Source organism: Mesobacterium hydrothermale (genome assembly GCF_035818635.1).
Lineage (GTDB): Bacteria > Pseudomonadota > Alphaproteobacteria > Rhodobacterales > Rhodobacteraceae > Mesobacterium_A > Mesobacterium_A hydrothermale.
The window spans coordinates 178,915-202,236 of record NZ_JAYLLH010000002.1 but is presented as its reverse complement, the minus strand read 5'-3'; the positions used below and the strand labels follow the sequence as shown (position 1 = coordinate 202,236).

Here is a 23,322-nt window from a genome sequence, read left to right as displayed (position 1 = left end):
TCTCACCCCACCTTCGCCCCCCAGAACGACGTATGATCCGCCGCGAAATATCCGTCCTCCGCGCGGAAATACCCCTGCAGTTCGACGGTATCGCCGGCGGTGAGCGGCACCATGGTCTGCAGCCAGAGCGCCGTGGCGAGCGACTTGTGGGCGCTGGAGACTTCGCCGAAGGAGCCCCGGATTTCGGTCGTGCCGTTCAGGACCAGCCGCCCGCGCATCCGGGCCGAGGTGCTGGCATTGACCTTGTAGAGAAGGCTCGCACCGAAGAGGTAGGTGCCGGCGACCGGCGCGGTGAAGAGGTTGGTTGCGGGGTCGAACCCGCCCTGATCGTTGGCCTCGACGGTGTTGATCCCGATCTTCGTCCAGGTGGTGAGCGCGACGTAATTGTCGTAGTTGGTATAGGCCTTGAAGCGCGGGCTTTGCGGCTGGTCGACGATGCCGGTGGCGCAGTCGATGATCAGCGCGTCGCGCCAGGCAGTTCCGTCGGGGCTTACCTTCAGGCTGAGGTCGTCGGAGCCAAGGAGCCCGAGTTCTGCCCGGCCGGAAAATCCCGACTGAAACAGGAAAGACAGAACCCCGGCAGCAGTTTCCTTGTTGAGCGTGACGCGCAGATCGCCGTTGCCGCCTTCGACTGCCGTGAGCGCGGTCCAGAGCGCCCCGTTCAGCTTGGCGGAGAAAGGGTTGGCGGCGTCGGCGGTGGTGCCGAGACCCAGCCGGGTGAGGCCTTGCAGCGCGTCTGGCGTGACGCCGATCCAGGACGTGCCATCAAAAACCAGCAGCACCGCCTCGTCCTCGATCCAGACCCGCCAGCCCGTTTGCGGCGCGAGCCGCACCCACGCCCCGCCAGAAAACAGCGCCACGTCACCGTCCCAGCCGGCCCACGCCCCGGTCGCACCGGTGGCGACGATGTAGCGGTCGCCCTCAGCGGGGCTCGCCGGCGGCGCGGTCAGATCCCGATCCTTCACGGAAAGCTGGACGAGGCCATCGAGCCGGTCGAGGGCTTCGTTGTGGGTGACATGCTTCTGCGCCTGCGCGGCGGCGATATAGGGAAGCGCGAGGTTCGGGGTGGTCATGAGGGCCTCATGCGATGGTGACGGTTGTCTCGGCCGGTGTGCCGCGTCCGAGAGGTGCCGAGAGCTGGACCACGCGGATGGTCAGGGCGGTGCCCGGCATGAGCGCCGTGCCCCAGTCGGCGACCTGATCGGCGGCGGTGTAGGTGACGGACGATATGGCCGCCGTCAGCGTCCGCTTCACGCTCGCGCCGTCCAGGATGTCGATCTCCAAGGCTTCCGGCTGGTCGAGGAGCGGCACCTCGGTGGCCTCCCAGCTGTCGGCCGCCGGATCACGGGAGCGGCGGGTCCAGGAGAGGGTGATATCGCCCGACGGCTCGGAACGTGCCCCGAGATGCACCGGCGCAAACGGGCGGAGCGACGCGCCCGATGGCGTAAAGGTCAAAATCGTGTAACTCGGGTCCGACACGGGCCGCGTTGCGGGCCCCACGGCGAGGTTCCACGGCAGGCCGATCTCGCCTGTTGTGAACGGTAGCTCTGTGACGGCCGTGTCCAGCACCACGACCCACGCCCCGGCGGGCGCCGGATTGCCGATGGCGGCTTCGGTGCCGCGCTGGCCGCGCAGGAGTGTGCTCAGGCGATAGCGGCCGGGGGCGATGAGGGTGACGTCACGGGCCTGGAGGATTTCCCAGGTTCCCGGCGCGCTTTCGACAGCGAAGGCGTTGCTGCCTGCGAACAGCTGCAGGTCGGTGATGCTTTCGAGCTGGCCCCAGGGAAGGTCGATTTCGAGCACCGAACCCCGGTCCCACTGCCAAGCGGGTCCGGCGGGAAGATCGGCGGCCAGCGTTCCGATCCGCGCCCGGCGGGTGATGGTGGCGAAGCTCGCCCAGCCCGAGGTCTCGGGGCTGCGCAGAACCGCTACACTGCCCGGCCAGGGATCGGCGTCGATGGCAATGAGCGGGCGCGGCGGGGTGTGTGCGCTGGTCAGCTGCGGCAGATCGAGGATCGCCACCTGCGGCGAACCGAGCGGCACGGAGCGGGTCACGGCGGCGGCGCGCTGCGCCCCGGGCGGCAGGTCGTAGACCTCGCGATCCTGGCGGGTGGCCTCGATGCGGCGGGCAATCCCGTCGGCGATGCGGGTGAGGCGGAACTCGGTGGCGGTGCCGTCGCTGAATATCACCACGTCGCCCGGATCGAGGGCGAGGCGCGAGGGCGGCAGGGCAAAGCTCGCCCGCTCGCGGCCCGTCCAGGTCTCCATGAGCGCCCGGCGGCATCGACGCTCGGCTTCCTCCGGCGCGACCGCGACAGGGAAGCTCTCGGCAGTCACCCGCACCGCGCCGGTGGTGATGCGGCGGGCCTCGACGAGGGCGCTGTCATAATCCTCGTCGGCGCGGGCCACGCTCCAGCGCAGGACCTGGGGCAGCTCGGTCTCCTGACCGCGCGTCCGTTCGATGTCCTCGCCATTGCCAGCCACGAGATCGTCGGGCGTGATGGTGGCCACCGGCGCGGTCCCTCGCATTCGGAAGCGTATGGTGCCTTCGCTCTCGACGGCATCGAAGCCGAAGTGGCGCGCGAGCATCGAGATCGTCGCACGAGGGCTTTCGATGGCCGGGATCACGAGCCCCTCGACCACGCCCCAGAGGCCGGAGACGTCGATGTGCGCGGCGTCCATCCCGGCGGAAAGGCAGAGGTTACGCACCAGCGCCGCAAGCGACACCGCGCCGAGCCGGCCGGTGAGCCAATGGCCGAGTTTCCAGTTCGCGCCGTCGGACCAGACGTCGGTGAGCGCCGGAAAGAAGGGATGCGGGCGGGCGTCCCAGGACCAGGCGGCACATTCCGAGGTATCGACCATCGGTAGGCCGGTGACCGTGTAGACCGGGTTGTTCGCCGAGTCGGACCAATAGAGCGCCGTCGCCTCGAGATATGCCCGCTGGATCGCGTCGTCCCGCCACCCCCGCGCAAAATACGGCGCCGCGCTTTCCGACGACTTCGGGTCGTAGAAGACGTTCGGCTGGTTCGTGCCCCGGTCGATGGCCGGGCAGCCGAACTCGGTAAAACGGATGGGCTTGGACTGCGGTACCCAGTCGGAGGGTTGCAGCAGCGCGTTGCCGCCGGGCCGGTCATGGTGGCTGTTCGACCACCAGCCGCGCAGGTCCTTGGGGCGAAAGATCCATGGCGCGTCGGGCACCTGTCGCATGACCGGCTGATCGTACATCAGGAGTGGGTTCGGGCAAGGTACGGGCCAGCCGGTCGTGGGCTCGCCTGTGATGTTGGTCGCGCCCGAGCCGGAGGCGCCGTAGCTGCCCGAGCCCGATCCGGCCCAGGCCGCAAGCTGGCCGTCGGTCGTCGATGCCGCGCCCATGGGGATGCCATCGCACCACAGGCGGATCGTTCCGGTCGCAAGCGTGACGTCCCAGACCAGCTCATGTTCGTTGCCATCGAACGGCATGGACGAGACCGGAATGTCGAGGAACGCAGCCTCGGCATTCGGCCCGGTCACGCTGCCCTGTCCGACACGGTAGCGAAAGATGGTGCCGCCGTCGCGCAGGCAGAGCAGCATGCCAGTGCCGCTGCCGCCGCGCTCGAAAAGCACGCCATCAGTCGGATTGGCGGGAAGCGGTACCCGTGCGGAGAAGGCTGCATCTGATTTGCGCGTCGCCTCGCCGCCGAAATCGGCGTCGGTCAGCGTCGCCCCGCTGGTCTCGGCGAAGCTGCGGGCCGGGGTCATGGCCACGAAGAGCTCGGCCCCATCGGTGATCGGCGTGCGGAACTGCGCCGAGCGGTCGGCATCGCTGGCATAGAACCAGTCGAACCCCTCACCGCCTTCGATGTTGGCTTGCAGATAGGCGCGGTCGTAGATGGCGGGCCAGCCGGCCTGCGCGTCGAGATGCTCGAAGCCGTCCCGCCAGTCGGACAGCGGCATGTAATTGTCGATGCCGATGAAATCGATCTCCGCGTGCGTCCAGAGCGGATCAAGGTGGAAGAACACGTCACCCGAGCCATCGGCGGGCTGGTGGCCAAAGTATTCCGACCAGTCGGCCGCGTAGCTGATCTTTGTCGAAGAACCGAGGACTGCGCGGACATCGGCCGCGAGGCTCTGGAGCTGCCCAACCGCCGGATAGGTCGCGGCGCCGTCGCGGATCGTGGTCAGCCCGCGCAGCTCGGAGCCGATCAGGAAGGTGTCGACCCCGCCCGCTGCCGCGCAGAGGTGGGCGTAGTGCAGGATCATCCGCCGCCAGCCCCAGTCGGCGCCGCCGGTCCAGGAGACAGTCTCGCCAGAGACGGCAAAGTCCGAAACCCGCGCATTGCCGAAGAACGCCGCGACCTGGCTGGCCGCCGCGCCGGTCTTGTCCACCGTGCCAGCAAAGCCTGCTGCCGGCGAACAGGTGATCCGCCCGCGCCATGGCAGCGCCGGCTGGCCGAGGGTGGCGGCGTTGTCGCTGTAGGGATCCGGCAGCGTGTTCCCCTCGGGCACGTCCAAGAGGATGAAGGGATAAAAGGTGACGCGATACCCCCGCGCCTTGAGCTCCTTGATCGCCTGCACCACCGCTTTGTCATTCGGCGTGCCGCCGAAGACGGGCCGCCCCTCGGCATCTGTGGAAACGAGATGCGCCACGGCCCGGTTCACGCCGTTGACCTGCCAGACCTGCGGGGTGGTGGTCTTGGTGGCTGTCTCGACGCCGGGGCGGATGGTGCAGTTGCCCGCGCGCAGGTCGTTGCCGAACCAGCTTACCACCAGCGACACGCTCTCCACCGCCGGGGCCAACGCTTCGAGCCGGTCCAGCGAGACCAGGAAATCCGCTTGGGTAGTCTCGGCGTGCGCGTTCTCGGGCGTGGTCTTCGCGCCTTCGGTCCGCATCACCGGTTCCGTGGCATAGACGAACTCGCCCGCGCCGGGGATCATGGTAACGGCGCGGATCGCGCCCTCGGCGGTGTCGGGGTCGGCGAGCGGTCGCAAGACCTCGAAGGACAGCTGCGGGATGCGGTTGCCGAACGGCGTGAGGTCGAGCTCTTCGAATACTACGTAAGCCGTGCCGCGATAGGCCGGTGCGCCCTCGGCGCCCATCTTCGCGGCGATGAACGGGTCGGCGGCCTGCGCCTCGCCGCCCGGATACCAGCGCCAGGTGGCGGTCGAGGTATCGAGCAACTCGCCATCGGCCCAGATGCGACCGATGCCGGTGATCGGGCCTTGGCAGAGCGCGACGGCGAAGGAGGCCGAATAGCTGTATTCTGTGGTGGTCACCTTCGGCCCGCCGCCCTTGCCGCCGCCTTGCGTGCTGGTGCTGACATGTTCGGTGAAATCCGTGGCCCAGATGATGTTGCCGCCAAGGCGCATGCGGCCGAAGACGCGGGGGATCGTCGTTCCTTCGGTGGCGGAGGTCACCCGCAGGCTGTCCAGCCTTGCGCCCTCATAGCGCTGGTCGGGCTGGATGGAACCCACGATCCAGCTGTCGACAACGGAACCGGCCATGGTCCCGATCGCCCCGCCGATTGTGGCGGCGGAAATGCCAAGGATGCCGCCGCCGATCGAGGCGCCGATGGCCTGACCGGCCAGACCGAGCACGAGGGTCGCCATCAGCGCCTCCGGGGTTGCGGGTAGAGAAAGGTGAAGGCGACGCGCCGCCGCCAGGACCGGTTGAAAGGTTCCTCGATCACGCCCAGCCGTTCGCGGGCGTGAATCATCGTGCCCGTGTCGGTGAGGATACCGACATGCTTGGCAATGGCGCGCTCGCGCATGCGGAACATCAGAAGCGCGCCGGGTGGCGGATCATGCCTCCCCACCTCGATCATGCAGCCGCGCGCGCCCTCGGCCAGCACTTCGCACGGCCCGGCCTCTCCCCAATCGCGAGAATAGGGCGGGATCGGGAACGGCTCAGGCCCCAAAACTTCGCGCCAGACGCCGCGCGCGAGGCCGAGGCAGTCGCAGCCCACGCCCCTCACGCTCTGCTGGTCGTGATAGGGCGTGCCGAGCCAGGACCGCGCCGCCGCGATCACCTTCGCCGGCGCAACGGGGCGACGGATGAAGCCCGCGCTCACAGCACGCTCCCGTCATTCGCCTTCCCTTGGGAGGCGTAGCGCAGCACGGTGTCGTTTCCTGGGATATGCGGAAAGCCCCGGAAGTTGGCGGTGTTGCCGAAGCGATCGCGGCAGGTGCCGAAGGCCTTGTCGCAGCCGGCGCGGATGGTGAAGGCGTCGTTCGCGGCAATGGGGCTCGCGGGCGGTTCCAGCAGCGTGATGACCGCCTCGCCGGTGCTCGCCACCTCGTGGCGTTTCACCTCCACTGTCCGGCCAGTATTGGTGCCCGTATCCCAGGTCAGCGTTCCAAAGGTGAAGAGCCCCGTGCCAAAGCCAGAAAGCCCCGCCACAGAAAACGCCCGGTCTCGCAGCAGCACCGCCACGGAACCGCTGCCCTTCCAGGCCGGGTTCTCGAGGTCGATCCCGCAGCGCCCGTCACCCAGCACAGCATCACACCCGGCCTGGAAACTCCGCCCCACCGGCTGGTCGAGCACGTGGGCGAGCGAGCGCATCTCGGCGGTGAAGGCCACCCGCCCGCGCCGAATCTCGCCGATGGCGCCGCGTCGCATGAGCACACGCTGGCTGGTGTCGGCCCAGTTCACCCGCCAGACCTCGACCGCAGCGCCGTCCCAGAGCCCCGCGGCAATGTCGGCCTCGGTGATGACGCCCGAGCGCAGCACGCCTTCGGCATCCTGCGCGTCCACCGCCAAATCGCCCGAAGCGCGCAGTTCCGAGGCCGCAAATCCGCTCTCGGGCTCGAAGCTGGTAGCATCGAAGGAAAGCGCCTGATCATGATCGGTGAAGCCAAACACCTGGCCATCCGCCCGCGTGATCCGCCAGCACCAGGCGAGCGTCGTGGTGCCCTCGTCGAGATGCGCCTGCAGGGCTGGCGAGAGGGATTTCATCGGCAGGTTCCCGTCATGCGGTCATCGAGATCGGCGATCCAGTCGGCCCATGCCGGCGGAACCTCCGTGACGGTCTCTACAGGCGGCCGTGCCAGTCGGGCTTCGGCGTAGGAGATGCAGCCCGCATTACCAGCGCCCGTCGTTGCGGCGCAGCCGCTGAGCAGTATCATCGCCGCCGGCGCGGCCATCGCGAACCGCATCGCGGCCACGTTCGACCTTCCCGATTGTCTCTTCCATGGCATCGCATTCGGCCTCCCGTTTGCCCTGACGCTTTCCTTCCACCCGCCCCCAGGCCCGGCCGAGGACAACGCCCCCGACCGCGCCCAGAGCGGCGACCAGCCAGATCAGGAACTCAGTCATCGCCGCGGAACCCGCGCTCGATCCGGTCACGCAGGCCAATGAGACCGAGGCCGAGGAAAACGAGGCCAGCGGGCGAGGCGTCGCCGGAGCCAGCGAGCAGAGCCACGAGGCGGGAAAGTTCGCCAACCGGGCCCGTGGTGGGCAGCGTGACGGAGGCGATGCCGGTGAGAATGGCAAGGCATCCCGCCCACCATGTCAGGGATTTGGGTCGGATGTAGCGCATGGATCAGGCCTTCGGGATCAGGTTGGAGAACAAGGCGATCAGCCGTGCGAGCCAGCTGGTCGGCGGATCGGGAATGGCGGGCTTGGCGGGGCGCAGCAGTTCCAGCGCCTCATCCTCGGTCAGGCGACGGATCGGCCGCGAGAAATCCACGCGTCCCGTGCGGTCCACGGACCAGACCGGGATCGGGCCTTCCGGATAGCGGCCATCGCGGAACAGGTCGCGCTCGGCCTCCCGGCGCGGAATGATCGAAGCAGGCTTGCGCCAGTTCAGGAACGCGTCGGCAGCTGCGACGCGATTGCCGGCGTTGAGATGCCGGGTCAGCGCCGCGCGCGCGATCCCGCCGGTATTGTAGTGAAACGAGACCAGCGCATCGAACTCGTGCGGCTTGAGCGGCACGGTCACGGCGCGCAGGACGTCAGCCTCAAAGCGGGCAAGATCGGCGCGGAAGACCCGAAACGCCTCGCGGATCCCGGCTTGCGTGTCGGCGGGCATCCCGCGCGGCATCAGCGCCGGATCGGGCGGCCCGGCGGCGGCGGTGTGGCCGATGCCGAAAGTCCAGGTGCCGGTGGAATCGCGATAGGGCCCGGGCACGATGCCCTCGTGCCGGGCAAGGGCCATGAGGCCCCGGTCTGTCATGTGCATGGGGTTACCTCAGGAGCGAAAGGATCAGGATCAGCGCGGCGACCGCGAGGCCGATGCGCAGACGGTGGGCGAAGGCACCGCGCGGGTCGTCGGGCAGGCGCCGCAGGCCACGCAGGACACGGACGAGTTCAGTCATCGCTGCCCTCCCGTGCCTGGCGAAGGCGCGCCAGCACCAGCTCGATCACGGCCGGGCCGAAGACCCCGACGAGATAGGCGGCGGAACCCGCTGCCCCGCCCGCGGGGATCGCCTGCGGCGGCAGACCCAGCCAGCTGGTGATGACGGCCATGGAGAGGCTTCCCATGCCGGCCGCAATCAGCCCGCCGAGCAGGATGTGGCGCAGCGCATCGCGCAGCCGCATCTTCGTGGTCAGCGCGTTGGTGGCGCCGCCAAGCGCGCCCCATATGGCAAGGATCGCTGCGGTCGTTTCGGCAAGGTCGCGCAGCACCGTTGCGACGAAGCCGGAATTTTCGTTCATCGCCGGATTTCCAGGAGCGGGATGGAGGTGATGGAGCCGAGGCGTTCGAGATCGAGGGTGACGTCGAGTGTGTCGGTGTCGAAGCGGACGGGGACGTCGAACTCGAAGCCGGCGGTGATGGTGGCACCAGAAGCCGGAGCGGTAGTGAAAGTGACGAGGCCGGTGGTTGTGTCGACCGACCAGCCGCCTGCCTGTTCCACGCCATCGACAGCCACCGTAACGCTTCCGACCACCGGCTTGGTGATGGCCCGGGTCCAGACATGCGCGCCCGACGCGTAGGCCTTCACCAGCTGGAATGCCGTCGTCGTGCCGTCCCCGGTGCCGATGACCTGGTCGGTCGCCGAAGGCGCCTGCGACGGCAGGCACGACTTGAAGTCCGCCCAGTCCCTAAAGCGGAAGCCGTAGAGCCGCCCGTTGCGGGCCTCGAAGAAGGCAACCACAGCCGCCAGATCGTCCGCACGGCGAATGCCGTAGGCGACGTCATAGCGCCGGCGCGAGTTCGCCCAGCTGGCGTTGCGCTCCTCGTCGCCCGAGGCGAGCTCGACGATTTGCGTGCGCCGTTCCGGCCCACCCCGGGCGGCGCGGCTGATGTTGTCGGGAAACCGCACTTCGTGAAACGCCATCAGAGCCCCCGTCTGCCCAGCGACACCGCCCGGGCAATGTCGGCCGCGACTTGCGTGCGCGATTGCCGGAAGCTTTCCGCGTCGCGGGTGTTGATGTTGATGGTGACACCGCCGCCGGCGCCATAGCTCTGCGCCTCGCGGCGCGACAGCACCCGCTCGCCCCGCTGCAGGATTGCGGGCACCTCGTCAGGGCGCAGGCCGGCCCAGGTGGGACCGCCCACTGCGCCACCGGCATGCATCCGGGGTGCCCCAGCGAAAGCCATGGCCGGGACCATGCGCGACGGCGCCGGCTCGCCAACCACACCGCCCGCGTGGAAGACCCCGGCAAGGAGCCCGCCCGCGCCGCCAAGGATGCCGCCGAGGGCGCCCGCGAGCGGGCCGAGGATGAACCGCCGGGCGGCGAGCCGCGCCAGGTCGGCGATCAGCGAAGTCACCAAATCACGGAAATCCAGCTTGCCGGACTTCACGAACTCCGCCACCGCGTCCTCGGCGCTGCGGAACGCGCCCACGAGGCTCTGGCCGATATCGGCGCCGATGTCGCGGGCCTTGGCGGCGTAATCGGCCAGCGTCGCGGTGACGGCCGCCCAGCCCGTTGCAGCCTGCTCAGCCCCATCGGCGTTGGCGGCCCCGGCCGCGCGTCCTGCCTGACCCGCGGCATCCAGCGCCTCCATCACGCGGTCGGCCGCCGCCCTCGCCTCGTCAAGCGCATCCGCACCGTCCTCGCCGCTTGCGCGCATGGCGGCCCGTAGCGCATCCACCGCCGCGCGCACGCCGTCGAAGGCATGGGCGCGGGTATCCGCTGCGCGGTTGCGAAGGGTATCGGCCTGGTGGCCGGCATTGCTGGCGGCGTGTTCCAAGTAGGACGCGTAGCTCTGCGCCCCGAAGACGTCGATCCGGGCATCCGCCCCGATGCGCTCCGAGACCGCGTTGAAGGTCGGGCCGATCTGGGCGAGGAAGTCGGCCCATTTTTGCGAGAGAAACGCCATGAGCCGCAGCCAGATCGCCTCGATGTCCGCGCGCATCGCCCGGAAATCATCGACGAAGGAGGTGACGGTCACCTTGATCCCGTCCCAGACCGCTTTCGCGACATTGCCCATGAGTTCGAGCGCCTCGCCAAAGCCGCCGGCGCCACGCACGAGCTGCGTGAACTGGTAGATGAGTTCGCCCGCGCCGACGATCAGGGCGCCGATGCCGGTGCGGATGAGCGCCCCGCGCAGGACCACGAGCGCCGTGGCGAGGCCCCGCACGGACAGCGCGGCAGCGGCCAGCCCGGCGACCCAGCGGCTGGCAAGGAAGGCAGCGAACGTCGCGGCATAGGTGGTCAGGCGGCCGATATTGTCGAAGAGCCCGGCAATGGCCTGGCCGAGCGGTCCGGTGCGGCTGGCGAGTGTCGCCATGGCGTCGGCCACCGCCTCGAGCGTCGGTGCCGCGGCAACGGCAAGCTGGTTCGAGAGCCCGCGCCAGATCAGCCCGAGCCGCGAGATGGCGTCATTGGTGCGCTCGATCTGGTCGGCATCCGTCTCGGAGACCACGACCCCGAAGGCCCGTACGTCCTCCGTCGCCTGGCGCAGAGTTGCCGTGTCGATCCGGCTCATGGCGATGGAGCCTTCCTCGCCGAAGAGCTGGCCCGCGACCGCCGCGCGCTCGGCGGCGGGCACGAAGTTCTCGATCGCCGCGTTGATCGCGCCCACTCGCTCGTCGAGCGGCAAGGCCAGTAGGTCGGAGGCAGACAACCCGAGCCGCTCAAGAGCCTGCGCCGCAGGGCCGGTTCCTGCGGCAGCCTGGCTCAGACGACGGGTCAGATCCTTCGTCGCCTGCTCGATGCCGGACATGGACACGCCCGCCAACTCGCCGGCGCGCTCCAGCGTCTGGATCGAGGCGACGGTGGTGCCGAGCGACTGTGCGAGCTTGGCCTGCGCGTCGACCGTTTGCAGGCCGGACCGCACCATGGCGACACCGGCGGCCGTGGCAGCGGCGACGGCGGCAGCAGCTGCCACCCGCACCCGGCGCGCGAAGCCCGCGAGCCTTGCGTTGGCCGCTTCCATTTCTCGGCTCAAACGTCCGAAACCACTGGCGCCGGCCTCGCCGACACCCTTTAACTCGGCGCGCACCTGCCGCCCGCCGACCGCGGCGAGGCGGACGCTAACCCTCTTTTCCGCCATGCGCGTGTTCCATCTGTTCGTTGAGCTTGGCCACCATCACCGCTTCGATGACGGGCAGCAGTTCGGCCATGGCAGCGGGCGGCACGCCGAGGGCGTCGCCGAGCGCGAGCGCGGCGCTCAAGTCCCAGCCGATTACAGCACCAGGCAGCACGCGAAGCTGGCCGCCGAGGCGGCCGACCAGGTCCCAGACCTGCCAGCCCTCATGCGTGAGCGGCCGGTTCAGCCGCGTAGGGCAGTCCGGGCAGGCTTTGTCGCGGCCCTCGTAGGGCTGGCAGGCCTCGCAGTATCGCTCGCCCCCGCCGAAGGACCACTCGGCGAGAGCGCGGAGGCGTTTTTTTCCTGCTCCAGCAAGAGGCCTTTGGAGACGTAGGTCAGCTGGAAGGCCTCGAAGATCGGCCAGATGTCGAGCAGCGCGTCGATGGCCTCGGGGCTGGGGTCGATGGGATTGCCGTCGGCGTCCCCGATGCCCTCCCAGGCGAGCACCGCGCGGCGGGCCAGCGCCTTGGCGAAAGCGACGGCGCGTTCCTCGTCGGAAGCCCCTTCAGGGACAGCCTCCACGGCCGGATCGCTTCGCGTTGCCACCATCAGCGCGGTGGTCAGCGGGCGCAGCTGAACCCGGACGCCGGGGGCGAGGTCGTGCCAGCGGGGTTCGTTGGAAAGATCGAGGGTCAGCATCAGTAATTCACCACCTGATTCTTGAGGACGATTGTGCACATCTGCCCGGCCACGGAATCGGTGGCGGCCTGCCAGTCGAAGCTCGCCTGGATGCCCTGTGGTCCCTGGATTTCGACCCGGGGGCGCGGGAGGTAGACCGCGTGGGCGGTAATCGTCAGACTGACGTTGGCCGAGATAGTCCAGGAGAACTCCAGCGATGCGGCCGTCCCGTTCAGCGCCTGGTCCATCAGCGTGGTATCGGCAAAGCGCACGTCGATCTTGCCGGTGAGCGCGGCAATCGAGGGATCGGCCCCGTCGATGCGGCCATCGTTGCGGATGGTCTCGATGCGCTCGACATTGTTCGCATAGGTCAGGTCCGCCGAGACGATGTTGCCAAGCGCGGTGCCGTTGCGCTTGATCGCCCCGTTGAAATGGCCGAAGCGTTGCAGGGCGTAGCTCGTGGGCGTGCCGGCCGCCGTGGCGGTGGCGACAGTCTCGCCTTGCGCGACCAGCTTCACGTCCGCCGTCAGCAACCCCGAACGCTGCATCTGCAGGCTCAACTGATCCAGCACGCAGCCCGTGTACATGGCAAAGCGCGGGATTTCCGGCATGGCCACCTCGATCGCCATGCTCGGCAGTGTCCACGAGCCGGACTTGAAGGTGTGGGTCTTGTTCGTGGTGCCGGTGGTGGTCGACGCACCGAACGCCGCCTTCAGCCAGAAGCCGAAGGCCTCGGCGTCGAGCGGCACGGTGATGTCGCCGTCCGCCGTCACCGCATCCTTGATCGGCGCCAGCGGATCGCGGCCATAGCCGAGAAGTTCCGAGGCCAGCAGCGGCTGTTCGGCTCCGAGCGAGGCGCTGGCGAAGGGCATCTGCATGAAGCCCGAGGCCGGCGCGGTGCCATAGGTCGTCTCGAACGCGGCCGCGAGTTGCGACCGCGCCCCCTGGGCGCGTGCCATTTTGTTCTCCTATGATTTGGGGTCAGGCCAAGGGATCGGCCGTGGTGTAGTGTAGGATCACCGGAATGACCGCCGCCTTCACGCTCGCCGCCCCCTCGATGGGCAGATCGACCGGCCGCGGCGCTTCTGCCTCGAACCAGTCGCAGAGACCGCCCAGCGTTCGGTCAGCGGCAAGCGCCGTGCCGATGCTCGCGCAGAGCGTGTCGAAGGCCGCATCACGGTCGGCGCCTTGAGCCACCGCCTCGATCTCCGCCCGGTGTTCATAGTGGTAGGCGAGCGGCGACAGTGTCACCTCCGGCTCCCCCGGTTCGCCATCGCGGAGGATCACGAGGCCCTCGGCCGGCACGCGCTCGGGCAGCACTTCGCCACGGAGCGCGGTGGCTGGCAGCGCCGAGAGCCGCGCGTGCAGCGCGGCGAGGATGGTTTCGCGAAGGATGCGCATCGTCTATGCTAACTCAAACAAGGCAAATGAGGACTGGATCGTTGAAGTTTGAGAGCTGCGGGCCGTTTCACTTTCCGAGAGAGCGGACGGGTCATTGGAGGAAAGAATTCTGGCAACACGTCGAGGACTATTGGGAAGGCCTTAGCAAAGCCCTAGGTTGCTACGCCTTCTGCATCGACAACGGTCGGAAGGTCCAACCATGGTACGTCGGCAAAACACTTGCTCAGGGAGGGTTTCAGGATGAGGTGTTCACTCCCCATAAGCTGGATCATTACTCTGCAATATTGGCTCCGGGCAATGCAGAAAAATCCTACCGTCGTGGAAAGCCCTGTATACTTCTTTTCCCACTAATTACCGATACATGGCGCCTTTCGAAAAATCGCAGTGGTTCTGACGATTACGTCGAGTGGCTAGAAACAACCCTTATTGGTATGGCGTTGTCGAAAAACCCTGAAATCGCAAATACCAGCAAGACGCGGTTCCACCGAGAAGTGTACGTGCATGGGATCATCGGAGAGCAGTTCCAAGGGCGGCCAAGTAACAGCGCGAAGTTTGCCAAGCGGGCTTTTCTGTCAATCTAAATCAACCAATTAGCCGTTCTTCCACCCAGCTCGCCACGATCAGCCCCGGCACGCCGTCGAGCGCCCGCTCGGCGTCGCGGTCGAGGTTCAGCCGTTTAGGCAGCTTCACCTGTGGCACCAGCAGGAAGACCGGTACAGTGGCGCGGCCGCGTCCGGCCCTGGAGCGGGAGGCCACGCCGAGGCCCTTGGTGTTGAGCCGACCGTCGGCGATCAGCAGGCTGGGACCGCGTCGGCGATAGACAAAGCGCAGGCGCATTCCCCTCCGCCGTTCCCATTCGCCGGGCGTCAGCTTTGCCCCGCGCCGCCCCTTGCCGGCGGCGGGCAGCGGGATCGCCAGCCAGAAGCCGTCGCGCGAGCGGATCAGCGGGCCGGTGTCATGGGCGCCGACGATGACCGGGGCCTTGGACCACACGAGCGCGGCCGCGTTCAGGCTCTCGCCGGCCTTCGGGTAGGTCTGGCTCCGGATCGAATTCGCCAGCCGCCGGCCCAGCCCGGCGCCCGTGATCTGCCCGCGCCAGGCGGTCTTGAGCCCGGTCCCGGCCTCGCGCATGGCGGCGGTGACGGCCTTCTCGCCCGCCTTCACCTCGGCAGCCATGGCGGCGACGAGGTCGGGGGTGACATCCAGTTTCAGCTTCATGCTGGTCGCAGATCGACAGTCCAGACGAGCCGCTCGCGGTCCCGGACGGGCTCGCCCTGGATGAGGAAGGCCTCGCCGTCGATTTCGATCCGGTCGCCGGGACGCGGGGTCGCAACCTCGGACACGCGCAGGTCCACCCTTGTCGTTTCCGACCAGATCCGCGCATCGCCGAAGTCGGTGATGGCATCTGCTTGCCGGGCGACAACGCGCACCAGTGCGGGATTGCCGCCCGCGGAGGTGTAGATCGCCTCGCGCCCGATGTTGGGGTCGTTGAACAGCGCATCCACGACGGCGGAGAACGCCGTCATCAGAAGCTCGCGTTCAGGCGCACCCGGCCGATCACGTCGCCCGCGCCGCCTGCAACCGCTTCGATGGCGACACCGATCAGGGTATTCGCCGTGGCGGTCTTGGTGGCCTCCTTGTTGGTGTTGTCCCAATAGACCTTGTCACCGGCGGACCACGCCTGGGACGCGACCTTCTTGAGATCAAAGACACCGGTGAGAGCGACCTCGACGGTCTCGCCATTGCCGGCGTCCCCGGCGGCCACGCCAAAGATGGAGCCGACGAGCAGGCCATCGCCGGAGGTGACCGCATAAGGCGCGGTGAGCGTGATGGTATTGCCGGGCTGGACGTAGTTCTTCATGTGCGGGATCCTTTTCAAACGGGAATGGGCGGCCCGATTGGACCGCCCGTCAGAAGTGAGATGTCAGGATTGGTCCGGCTCACGCGCCGGGGTTCTTGTAGAGGCCGCGCCAGTCGATGGCCTTGGCGCCGAAGTCGAGGCGGCACTTGATCTCGACGCCGTCCACGTCGAAGCCGTTGCGGGTCTCGATATAGGCACCCTGCTGACCCTCGAGATAGGCGTATTCGATGGTGTCGATCTGGTTCGGGCTCGCCGCCAGGTACCAGGCCGTTGCGCTGGCGGCATCGAGGCGCGGTTCGCTGATCGGGGTGAGCGTGCGGATCGATTGCGGCACCACGCTGGCCGTCGCGGCGGGCACGAGGTTCTGGGCGACCAACTGCTCGGCCTTCAACTCCAGCGCCGCCGGCACGATCAGGTAGGCGGGGCGCACGTTCAGCACCATCTTCTTGTCGAGCCCGGTCTGCTTGGCCATCGCGGCCCGCGCCGTCCCCACGCTGGTTACGTCGAGCGCAGCGCCGGTGCCGGCGAGGTTCTTGTGGGTGGCGTGGAACAGCGCATTGCCATCGGCCATCAAAGGGTTTGCAGTGATGATGCCCCAGACCACGTCGCTTTCCAGCTGGGCGATGGAGTTGCCGTACATCGCCGGGATCCGGGTGAAGGCGTCGAGATCGTCGTTGATCAGCGTCTGGCGGGTGATGGCGACCACGCGGCCATAGGTCTTGACCTTGTAGCTTTCCTTGCTCTCGCCCAACGTGCCGCGCTTGAACTCGCCACTTTCGCCGACTTCCAGCAACTGCGGCGCCTCGCCGAGCTGGACCCGGTGCATGGCCTTGAAGTCGGTGGCGAGCACCTGGCGGCAGAACAGCATGAAGGTGCGGGGATAGGCCTCATAGGCCTGCCGCAGGGTCTTGTTGGTGACCGCCGACAGGATCTCGGGGAAGTCCGAGGTCGAGTGCAACGCGCGCGTGGCCACCTCATCGCGCGAGAGGCCCCGCGTATTGACCCCGGCATTGCCGAGGCTTTCGCGGGCCAGTTCCAGCAGCGTCATGCCGCGATATTGCCGCGCGGCGTCCTCGAGCTCGAAGAGCGTCGGGCTGTAGCGGTGCAGGAGCGCGTTCGCGACGGCCTCGCGGCGGGTGATCGCCTCATCGCGGCCACCGAGCGGGATCGACACCTGGCTGAAGGTGCGGGTTTCTTCGGATTTGGCAGCGACCTGGTCCAGGATCAGGCGGCGCGCCTCGTCGATATCCGTGCCGCGTTTCACCAGATCCTCGGCAAAGCTGCGCTCGAGGTTCAGGCGGCCGGCCAGATCGTAGATGGTGGAGACCCGGTTGCGTTCCGCTTCGCGCGCGCGGGTGGCGACGGCTTCGGCGTCAGGCGCCGGGGTGACCTCAGGCTTCTGCGCTTTCGGCTGGGAACGGGTCTCGACCGCAGCCGTTTGCGGTTCCGTCGCGGGGGTTTTCGGCTCGGGCATGGCGGTGTCCTCGGTCGCGACCGGTTCGGTCGGCTGGGGGGTGGTGCGGGTTGCGGCGTCGGTGGCCGGGGTCTCGGTCTTGTCGCTCATCGGGATGGCTCCTGTGATGGTGGGTTGCACGTCCCGGCGATGGAGGACGCAGTCGTGAAGTGGGGATTGGGCACGGAATCCCGCAGCAGGGTCCGCGCCAACGGGCACGGCGGAGACCTCGAAGGGCGTCCAGTCGACCGCGCGCCAGAGCTCGCGGCCCGACTCGGGCTTCGAGACCTCGAAGCGGTGGACCTGGTATCCGATGGACACAGCGCGGATGTGCCCGGCCTGGATGTCGCGCCAGATCGGTTCGACATCGGCGCGTTCGCTGATGCGCACGAGCGCAATGCCCCGGCCGTTTTCGATCCGGGCCGAGCCCGGCACGACCGAGCCGATCACCGCATCCAGCGTGTCGATCTCGTGCACCTTCAGAAACGGCGCGCCCGCGTTCAGACGGTCCAGCCGCACATGGTCTGGATCGAGGCTCAGTTCTTCGTCATAGGGCTCGCCGAAGAGGGTCGAGCGGCGCACCCGCGCCCCCGCCGACCAGATCACCTCGACGGTGCGGGCCTCGGTATCGGCCGTGTTCGGCGCAAGCTCCGCCATCCGGCGCAGGGCCGGGATTTCGATCATCGTGTCCATGTTGGTTAGTCCTGTTGGTCGGGCTCGGCCTGCGCCGGATCGGTTTCTGGATCCGTGGTGGGTTTGGGGTCAGCCGGTTCGTTTGTCGGGTCGCTTGTCTGCGCGCTGCCGGTCTTGGTGACGCGGCGCGGGTCGCTGTCGAGCACCAGCCCGAGCGCGTCGAGCTTTGCATTGGTCGCGGCGATCTCCGCCAGCACAGCGTCGGGATTGCGGCCCTGTTGGGCGATCACCTCGGCCAGCGTCATGGTGCCCGAGCGGATCGACAAGAGGTTCGCCATCGCGTCCTTCTGCGGATCGACCGCTTCGAACTTCGGCGGCGACCATTCGACCGGCACATCCGGCGTCGGGATCCGGCCCGCCGCCCATGCGGCCTCGGTGAACCAGCGCCAGACCGGCGCGCAGAGCATCGGGATGAAGAGCTGCCATTGCACGGCGTCGATCATCCGGCGGAACTCGACCAGCCCCGCGCGGATCGAGGAGTAGTTGACCTGGCTGAGATCCCCGGTGAGCAGCTCGTAAGGCACGCGGAAGCCGGCCGAGATCGTGTGCAGGCTGGCCCGCTTGTAGTCTCCGTAGCCGCCGGTGGCCGAAGGTTGATTGAAGCGGATGTCCTTGCCGCCGCGCGCATAGGCGATCAGCCCCGGCTCGAACTGTTCCACCCGGTTGCCATCGGCATCGACAACGGCGGGCGCGATACCCTGCTGGGCTTCGTCGTCGCCAAACACGATGGCGGTAACACAGGCCTCGGTCTTTTTGCGGACGATTTCGGCCACCTCGTAATCGTCGAGATCGCGCAAACTGCGGATCACTGGCGCGCCCCAGGGAACGCCGCGTGCCTGCGTGCGCTGTTTTTCATAGACATGGGCAATGTCGATCGCCGGGACCGGGCGGCTGTTGGTGCCACCGCGCAACGCGCCATAGGCGTCGCCCGGATGTTCGGCATGCAGCCAATAGGCCCGGCGCTTGCCGATCGCGTCGAACTCGATGCCCTGCACGAGGCGGCCATTGCCGATGGATCCGGTTTTGGTGGCGTCGAGAAAGTCGGCCTCGAGCACCTGCAATTGCAGCGGCACCGGCAGCCCGTCCGAGGATCGGCGCAGGCGTCGGCGCACCAGAACCTCGCCCGCCTCGACCATCTCGCGGCAGATCAGCGTCTGCAGCCCGTAGAAGTCGAGCTGGCCATCGGCGTCTGCGGCCTCCGACCAGCGGGCAAAGAGCGCGTCTACCGTGCGGTCCAGCTTGTCATCGCCGCTGGCCGCGCGCGGCATGATGCCGGCCCCGACGATGTTGTTGACCAACACCGCCACGGCCTTGGCCGCATGCGGGTTGTTGCGCACCAGATCACGCATCCGGTCGCGCAGCAGCGCCCCGGCGATGCTGATCTCGGTGTCGGCGGAACTGCCCGGCGCGCGCCAGCCCTCGGTGCGCCGCCCCTTGGCCGCGCCGTCATAGCCCCGCGCCAAGGTGTCGAAGGCTTGCCTGGCGAGGACACGGCGGGCCGCCGTGCGGGGCGCCACGGTGGCGATGGCCCTATCGAACCAATTGGTTGCCATTATCGATCCCCGCGCGAGAAGCCCGCGAGACCGGCCACCGGCAGAGGCTGGGTGATCCCAGCAATCGCCCGCTCGATGGTCCGGATGCGCGCCAGCAGATCCTCGGCCGAGCCATAATCGACGGATTTGCCGTCATAGCTGACCCGCGTTGTGCCACTGGCATAGGCGCGGCGCAGTGCCGACAGCTCGGTTTCCGTCCAATCCATGCCCTTCGCTCCCGCTCAGTGCGTTCGTTCCCTTGCGACGCTCCACTGGAGCCTCGCATCCGCTACGCGGACCGGTCCTCACTCAAAACCATCCTCCGCGTCGTCCTAGCCAGTCGGATCGGCGTTTTCCTTGCGACGTCTGCGCCTGCCTGTTGATCTGCCCCGCGGGATCCGCGGAAGGATCAGCGACCCCAAGCTGATCCTCGAGGTCGCGCCATTTCTCCTCAGACCAGCGATCCGCGCCGGCGATCCAGGCGGCGGCGCGGGCGTAGACCCGGCAGTCCAGCGCCTCGTTGCGTTCGCGGAGCTTCTGCCATTCCAGCCGGGCAAAGCCGCGTTTCGTTCGGATCGTCACCAACTGCTCGGCGACGAACTGCTTCAGCCACTCGTTCTCGACCCAATGCGGCAGATGAACCGTGCCGGCCGGGAACGCCGCCCCCTTGGCCAGATCCTCGTCGGTGGGCCGCGAGAGGCGCAGGAAGCGATAGGTCTCGGCCTTGAAGGTTGACACCGCCACGGTCCAGAGCCGCGCGCCCCGGCGCAGGCGCTTGCCGCCTTCTGTCGCGTCCACGTAAGTCGGCCCGGACACCGGGCTGGCGCGATTAAACCCCTCGACGCCCTTCACAGGCGCGACCTGCGCAAAGCCTTGGGCCCGCGCCCAACCATAGACCGCCGGGGCCTCGTAGCCCGTATCGATGGCCAGCCGCGCGATCTTCAGATGCGCGCCACGTTCGTGCGGCCAGGTGCGGCCGAGCAATACCGTCAGGTCGCCCCAGGCATCCTGCCGGTCCGGCCCGCCTTCGATAACGATATGATCGACGAGCCAGCTTTCCAGCCCACGGCCCCAGGCCCAGACATCGACCTCGATCCGGTCCTTCTGAACGTCGGCCCCGGCGGTGAGGAACAGCCCACCCGCCGGGACAATGCCCGGTTTCCAGCGCTCGCGGCGGTCGTAAAGACGCTGCCAGTCGGGTGCCTCGCCGGTCTCGACCCATGTCTCGCCGAGGATCGTGTTGCGGAACGCCTTGATCGCCTCGTCCGACCCCTGCGCCGCCTCCCAGGCCCGCACGATCCGCTCCCAGCTCAACCAGCCGATGGGCGAATAGAGCGCCGAGAGGTGATAGCCGACGGTATTGGGATCGGCCGCCGTGGCGGTCGGACGCCATTCGCCAGCCTGCAATATGGCCGTCTTGTGATGTTCCGCGATGGGCTGCTCGCAGCCCTCGCAGTGATATTCCGCCGTTTCCGGCTGTCCCTTCTGACAACGCAGCCGCTCGAACTTCAGCCACTGCATCTGCCCGCAATGCGGACATGGCACGAAGAAGCGGCGCTGGTCCGATGCCTCGAACTCGCGCTCGATGCGCGACAGTCCCCGGATCGTCGGGGTCGAGACCAGGAACACCTTGCGCCGATGGGCAAAGGTCAGCGACCGGGCCTCGGCCAGCGTGACCGGATCGCCTTCCTCGTCGGCAGAAGCCGGATAGGCATCGACCTCGTCGAGAAAGATGTAGCGCGCCGGCGTGGACCGCAGCCCGACCGCCGAATTCGCCCCGGTCATGATCAGGATCCCGCCCGCGAATTCCTTGGACAGCATGGTGTTGCCGGCGTCCCGCGAGCGCGCCGGTTTGACCCGTTCGCGCAGTTCCGGGCTTTCGTCGATCAGCGGGTCGATCCGCTGGCGCGAGTTCCGTTTTGCCAGTTCCACCGTCGGCTGGACCGCCAGCATCGGGCCCGGCGCCTGGTGGATGGCGAACCCGATCCAGTTGTTGCCAGCTTCCGTCGCCCCGACCTGCGCGGCCTTCATGAACACGATCCGCTGCGTCGGGTCTCCGGGCGACAGCCGATCCATGATCTCGCCCATGTAGGGCGTGCGGGCCGTGCGATATCGCCCCGGTTCGGCCGAAGCGCGGCCCGAAAGCATCCGGTGCCGATCCGCCCACTCCGACACCGTCAGGTCCGGATCCGGTTTGAGGCCTTCACCCCAGGCGCGCAGGATCGCCGCCGCGCCATCGAAATCTTCACCGGAGATCGGGTTTGACCTCGGCGAGTTCGTCGAGCTGGGCACGGACATGTTTCTCCAGAACTTTCTGCATCTTGGCGGGGTCGACGCCCAAGTCAGCCGCCATCAGAGCCGCGGCGCGCGCGGGCCAGTTGACCCAGACATCGCGCTCCTGCCGCGCCAGTCGGAAGACCAGCGCCAGCGCGCGGGCCCGGTCGATCAATTCGCCTTTCAGCTTTTGCAGCCGGATGCGCCGCTCCTGCGCCTTCAGCACTTCGTTCGCCGTCTTGGCCTGCAGAAAGGTGGTGCCGCTGCCGACCGGCGGCGCGGCCATCCCCTGTTCCTTGAGCGTCTCGCCAACGGCGGACACCGCCGCTTCCGATACGGGCTTCAGCTTCGGCTGCGGGGGTTTCCGCGTCTTCGACGGATCGGTCGACTGCGCGCGCAGGGCATCGCTGGCCTCCGCGTCGATGCTGCCATCTTCGTGCAGGACCAGCCGCCCCGTCGCCTTGGCCTTCTGGATCGCACCGCGCGACAGACCGACACGGGCGGCATACTGGCGCTCGCTCAAACCCTCCATGGCGCGCTCCGATTATCATGCAAAATCATGTGCTTATGTTGTTGATAAGCCTCCCCTTCAGAGCGAACGTGTCATCACAGGGACGATGCAACTCACCATGGAGCCCGCCATGACCCTCGCCGAACGCTACAACACCGAAGCCCGCCGCCTGCTGCCGCACATGGCCGATGACCTCGCGGTCGACCCTGCCATCGACCGCGCCAGCGAGATCGACGAGATCGTCTTCCGCCGCAGCGAGTTTCTCGGCGGCATGGCCTGCGCCATCCTCGCCATGATCAAGCGGACAAAGTGAGGAGAATACGAATGACCCGCCTCAACCCGCAAACCACACCCCGCCATGAACTGCGCGCCGAGAAGGCCCGGCGCAACCACGGTGAGCCCGGTTCCGCCACCGGTTCGAGGAACCGGGCGAACGCGCTCGCCGCCTTCATTGGCAAAAAGGTCGAGATCGACGAGATGCTGGCCCGCTTGCAGGCGCTCAGCGACGATCATTTCAACTGCCACCCCGACGAGGTGGGTTGGGCTATGGTCGGGACCCTCGAACACTACGCCAGCCTGCTGAAGCGCATCACCGACAGCGCCTTCGGTGAAGACGAATACGCCGAGTGATCTCCGGCTCGGCCGGAACTCCTGCCCGCCCACTGGCGGGCTTGGGGTCGTGGGAGGGCCCCGACAGTCGTAGCCCCGAACACGGAGATCCCAAATGACCAAGCTATCCGATACCCAACTCGTGATCCTCAGCGTCGCCGCGCAGCGTAACGACCGCAACGTCCTGCCGCTGCCTGGCAGCTTGCGCGGAGGTGCGGCGCAGAAAGTGATCGGCACGCTCATGAAGCGCGGGCTGATCGCCGAAACCGTGACCGACCAACGCGCGAAGGCCGATCCTGCGCTCAATCGGATCTGGCGCAACGACGAAGACGGTCGCGCCATCCTGCTGCACATCACCGACGCGGGTCTCGCGGCCATCGGTATCGAGCCGGAGCAAACGGACATCAACCCCGCGCCCGAGGCGCGCACACCGCGCACCGGCACGAAACAGGCGAAGTTGATCGAGATGCTCCGCGCCGAGGACGGCGCCACCATCGACGAGATCGCCATGGCGCTTCAATGGCGGTCCCACACGATTCGAGGCGCGCTTGCCGGAGCGCTGAAGAAGCGGCTCGGGCTGACGATCACCTCCGAGAAGGTCGAAGGCAGAGGCCGCGTTTACGCTATCCGCGACTGACTGCCGCTGCTTCGATGTCCTGTTGCCGCCGCCCAATGTCGGGCGGCGGTTCTTCATTACGTGCCCCGGATTCGGATCGCCTCGAACAGGCGACGCAGGGCGAAGGACCGCACCAGCGAGACGCCGACGAAAGCGAGGCCGATGGTCAGATGCTCCGCCAGGCCCGTCTCGATCCCAAACCACGGGAACACGACGAGCTGAGTGGCGATGGCCAGAACATAGCCGACGACGACGTTCGTTGCCGCCTCGACCAACGACATGGTGCGGCTCTGTTTCATGC

27 protein-coding genes and 2 pseudogenes are annotated in these 23,322 nt (G+C 67.7%); 4 read left to right on the top strand and 25 right to left on the bottom strand.

Annotated elements, in window-relative coordinates:
* Positions 1–2: 2 nt before the first annotated feature.
* The 16 genes and pseudogenes from VK792_RS02490 to VK792_RS02420 all read right to left on the bottom strand — a co-directional run bounded on the left by VK792_RS02490 (position 3) and on the right by VK792_RS02420 (position 13,472).
* On the bottom strand, positions 3–1,073 hold the full coding sequence (locus VK792_RS02490) for a DUF2793 domain-containing protein (RefSeq protein WP_326295767.1): 1,071 nt from the start codon (positions 1,071–1,073) through the stop codon (positions 3–5).
* A 7-nt stretch (positions 1,074–1,080) separates the two neighbouring features.
* Positions 1,081–3,189, bottom strand: a pseudogene (locus VK792_RS19545) (baseplate megatron protein TIM-barrel domain-containing protein); the annotation flags it as partial.
* A gap of 564 nt (positions 3,190–3,753) precedes the next feature.
* Positions 3,754–5,586, bottom strand: a pseudogene (locus VK792_RS19540) (baseplate multidomain protein megatron); the annotation flags it as partial.
* Positions 5,586–6,047, bottom strand: coding sequence for an NlpC/P60 family protein (locus tag VK792_RS02480; protein ID WP_326295765.1), 462 nt, complete (start codon positions 6,045–6,047; stop codon positions 5,586–5,588). The gene VK792_RS02480 and the pseudogene VK792_RS19540, both read right to left, overlap by 1 nt.
* Positions 6,044–6,931, bottom strand: a complete 888-nt coding sequence (locus VK792_RS02475; protein ID WP_326295764.1) for a phage/gene transfer agent baseplate hub protein — start codon at positions 6,929–6,931, stop codon at positions 6,044–6,046. The genes VK792_RS02480 and VK792_RS02475 overlap by 4 nt, the downstream gene beginning before the upstream one ends.
* 126 nt (positions 6,932–7,057) lie before the next feature.
* On the bottom strand, positions 7,058–7,291 hold the full coding sequence (locus VK792_RS02470; RefSeq protein ID WP_326295763.1) for a hypothetical protein: 234 nt from the start codon (positions 7,289–7,291) through the stop codon (positions 7,058–7,060).
* Positions 7,284–7,514 (bottom strand): hypothetical protein, encoded by a 231-nt coding sequence (locus tag VK792_RS02465; protein WP_326295762.1) that lies wholly within the window; start codon positions 7,512–7,514, stop codon positions 7,284–7,286. The genes VK792_RS02470 and VK792_RS02465 overlap by 8 nt, the downstream gene beginning before the upstream one ends.
* A 3-nt stretch (positions 7,515–7,517) precedes the next feature.
* Entirely contained in the window at positions 7,518–8,132 is a 615-nt protein-coding gene (locus tag VK792_RS02460; RefSeq protein WP_326295761.1) for a lysozyme, read from the bottom strand.
* Between the two features lie 28 nt (positions 8,133–8,160).
* Complete coding sequence (locus VK792_RS02455; protein ID WP_326295760.1) at positions 8,161–8,292, bottom strand: hypothetical protein; 132 nt, start codon at positions 8,290–8,292, stop codon at positions 8,161–8,163.
* Positions 8,285–8,632 carry a Clp protease/crotonase-like domain-containing protein gene (locus tag VK792_RS02450; protein ID WP_326295759.1) on the bottom strand — a complete coding sequence of 116 codons (348 nt, stop codon included), beginning with the start codon at positions 8,630–8,632 and terminating at the stop codon, positions 8,285–8,287. The genes VK792_RS02455 and VK792_RS02450 overlap by 8 nt, the downstream gene beginning before the upstream one ends.
* The gene (locus tag VK792_RS02445; RefSeq protein WP_326295758.1) at positions 8,629–9,255 is read right to left on the bottom strand and encodes a DUF2460 domain-containing protein; all 627 of its coding nucleotides are present in this window, start codon (positions 9,253–9,255) and stop codon (positions 8,629–8,631) included. The genes VK792_RS02450 and VK792_RS02445 overlap by 4 nt, the downstream gene beginning before the upstream one ends.
* Positions 9,255–11,417: a phage tail tape measure C-terminal domain-containing protein gene (locus VK792_RS02440; RefSeq protein WP_326295757.1), complete on the bottom strand. Its 2,163-nt coding sequence runs from the start codon at positions 11,415–11,417 to the stop codon at positions 9,255–9,257. Before VK792_RS02440 ends, VK792_RS02445 begins: the two co-directional genes overlap by 1 nt.
* Positions 11,398–11,538, bottom strand: a complete 141-nt coding sequence (locus VK792_RS02435) for a DUF7697 family protein (RefSeq protein ID WP_326295756.1) — start codon at positions 11,536–11,538, stop codon at positions 11,398–11,400. Before VK792_RS02435 ends, VK792_RS02440 begins: the two co-directional genes overlap by 20 nt.
* 98 nt (positions 11,539–11,636) lie before the next feature.
* Positions 11,637–12,092, bottom strand: coding sequence for a phage-derived protein YdaY family protein (locus tag VK792_RS02430; RefSeq protein ID WP_326295755.1), 456 nt, complete (start codon positions 12,090–12,092; stop codon positions 11,637–11,639).
* Complete coding sequence (locus VK792_RS02425) at positions 12,092–13,030, bottom strand: phage tail tube protein (protein ID WP_326295754.1); 939 nt, start codon at positions 13,028–13,030, stop codon at positions 12,092–12,094. Before VK792_RS02425 ends, VK792_RS02430 begins: the two co-directional genes overlap by 1 nt.
* Positions 13,031–13,052: 22 nt before the next feature.
* The gene (locus VK792_RS02420; protein WP_326295753.1) at positions 13,053–13,472 is read right to left on the bottom strand and encodes an acyl-CoA transferase; all 420 of its coding nucleotides are present in this window, start codon (positions 13,470–13,472) and stop codon (positions 13,053–13,055) included.
* Between the two features lie 41 nt (positions 13,473–13,513).
* Between VK792_RS02420 and VK792_RS02415 the strand changes: the two genes are divergently transcribed.
* Complete coding sequence (locus VK792_RS02415) at positions 13,514–14,053, top strand: hypothetical protein (protein ID WP_326295752.1); 540 nt, start codon at positions 13,514–13,516, stop codon at positions 14,051–14,053.
* Position 14,054: 1 nt separating this feature from the next.
* On the opposite strand, the gene VK792_RS02410 is transcribed toward VK792_RS02415, so the two are convergent.
* From VK792_RS02410 to VK792_RS02375, 8 genes are all read right to left on the bottom strand, one after another.
* The gene (locus VK792_RS02410; protein ID WP_326295751.1) at positions 14,055–14,690 is read right to left on the bottom strand and encodes a DUF6441 family protein; all 636 of its coding nucleotides are present in this window, start codon (positions 14,688–14,690) and stop codon (positions 14,055–14,057) included.
* Entirely contained in the window at positions 14,687–14,998 is a 312-nt protein-coding gene (locus tag VK792_RS02405) for a head-tail joining protein (protein ID WP_326295750.1), read from the bottom strand. Before VK792_RS02405 ends, VK792_RS02410 begins: the two co-directional genes overlap by 4 nt.
* The gene (locus VK792_RS02400) at positions 14,998–15,333 is read right to left on the bottom strand and encodes a DUF2190 family protein (RefSeq protein WP_326295749.1); all 336 of its coding nucleotides are present in this window, start codon (positions 15,331–15,333) and stop codon (positions 14,998–15,000) included. The genes VK792_RS02405 and VK792_RS02400 overlap by 1 nt, the downstream gene beginning before the upstream one ends.
* Before the next feature lie 79 nt (positions 15,334–15,412).
* Positions 15,413–17,479, bottom strand: coding sequence for a prohead protease/major capsid protein fusion protein (locus tag VK792_RS02395; protein ID WP_326295748.1), 2,067 nt, complete (start codon positions 17,477–17,479; stop codon positions 15,413–15,415).
* 5 nt (positions 17,480–17,484) lie between these two features.
* Positions 17,485–19,032 (bottom strand): phage portal protein, encoded by a 1,548-nt coding sequence (locus tag VK792_RS02390; RefSeq protein WP_326295747.1) that lies wholly within the window; start codon positions 19,030–19,032, stop codon positions 17,485–17,487.
* Positions 19,032–19,238, bottom strand: coding sequence for a phage head-tail joining protein (locus VK792_RS02385; RefSeq protein WP_326295746.1), 207 nt, complete (start codon positions 19,236–19,238; stop codon positions 19,032–19,034). Before VK792_RS02385 ends, VK792_RS02390 begins: the two co-directional genes overlap by 1 nt.
* Positions 19,239–19,320: 82 nt before the next feature.
* A complete protein-coding gene (locus VK792_RS02380) occupies positions 19,321–21,309 on the bottom strand; it encodes a phage terminase large subunit family protein (RefSeq protein WP_326295745.1) in 1,989 nt (662 codons plus the stop codon).
* Entirely contained in the window at positions 21,257–21,817 is a 561-nt protein-coding gene (locus VK792_RS02375) for a hypothetical protein (RefSeq protein WP_326295744.1), read from the bottom strand. The genes VK792_RS02380 and VK792_RS02375 overlap by 53 nt, the downstream gene beginning before the upstream one ends.
* 109 nt (positions 21,818–21,926) lie before the next feature.
* Between VK792_RS02375 and VK792_RS02370 the strand changes: the two genes are divergently transcribed.
* From VK792_RS02370 to VK792_RS02360, 3 genes are all read left to right on the top strand, one after another.
* A complete protein-coding gene (locus VK792_RS02370; protein WP_326295743.1) occupies positions 21,927–22,109 on the top strand; it encodes a hypothetical protein in 183 nt (60 codons plus the stop codon).
* Between the two features lie 11 nt (positions 22,110–22,120).
* On the top strand, positions 22,121–22,426 hold the full coding sequence (locus tag VK792_RS02365; protein WP_326295742.1) for a hypothetical protein: 306 nt from the start codon (positions 22,121–22,123) through the stop codon (positions 22,424–22,426).
* 94 nt (positions 22,427–22,520) lie between these two features.
* Positions 22,521–23,042, top strand: a complete 522-nt coding sequence (locus VK792_RS02360) for a DUF3489 domain-containing protein (RefSeq protein ID WP_326295741.1) — start codon at positions 22,521–22,523, stop codon at positions 23,040–23,042.
* A gap of 56 nt (positions 23,043–23,098) precedes the next feature.
* Here the strand turns inward: VK792_RS02360 and VK792_RS02355 are convergent, their stop codons facing one another.
* Complete coding sequence (locus tag VK792_RS02355) at positions 23,099–23,320, bottom strand: DUF7220 family protein (RefSeq protein WP_326295740.1); 222 nt, start codon at positions 23,318–23,320, stop codon at positions 23,099–23,101.
* Positions 23,321–23,322: the final 2 nt, after the last annotated feature.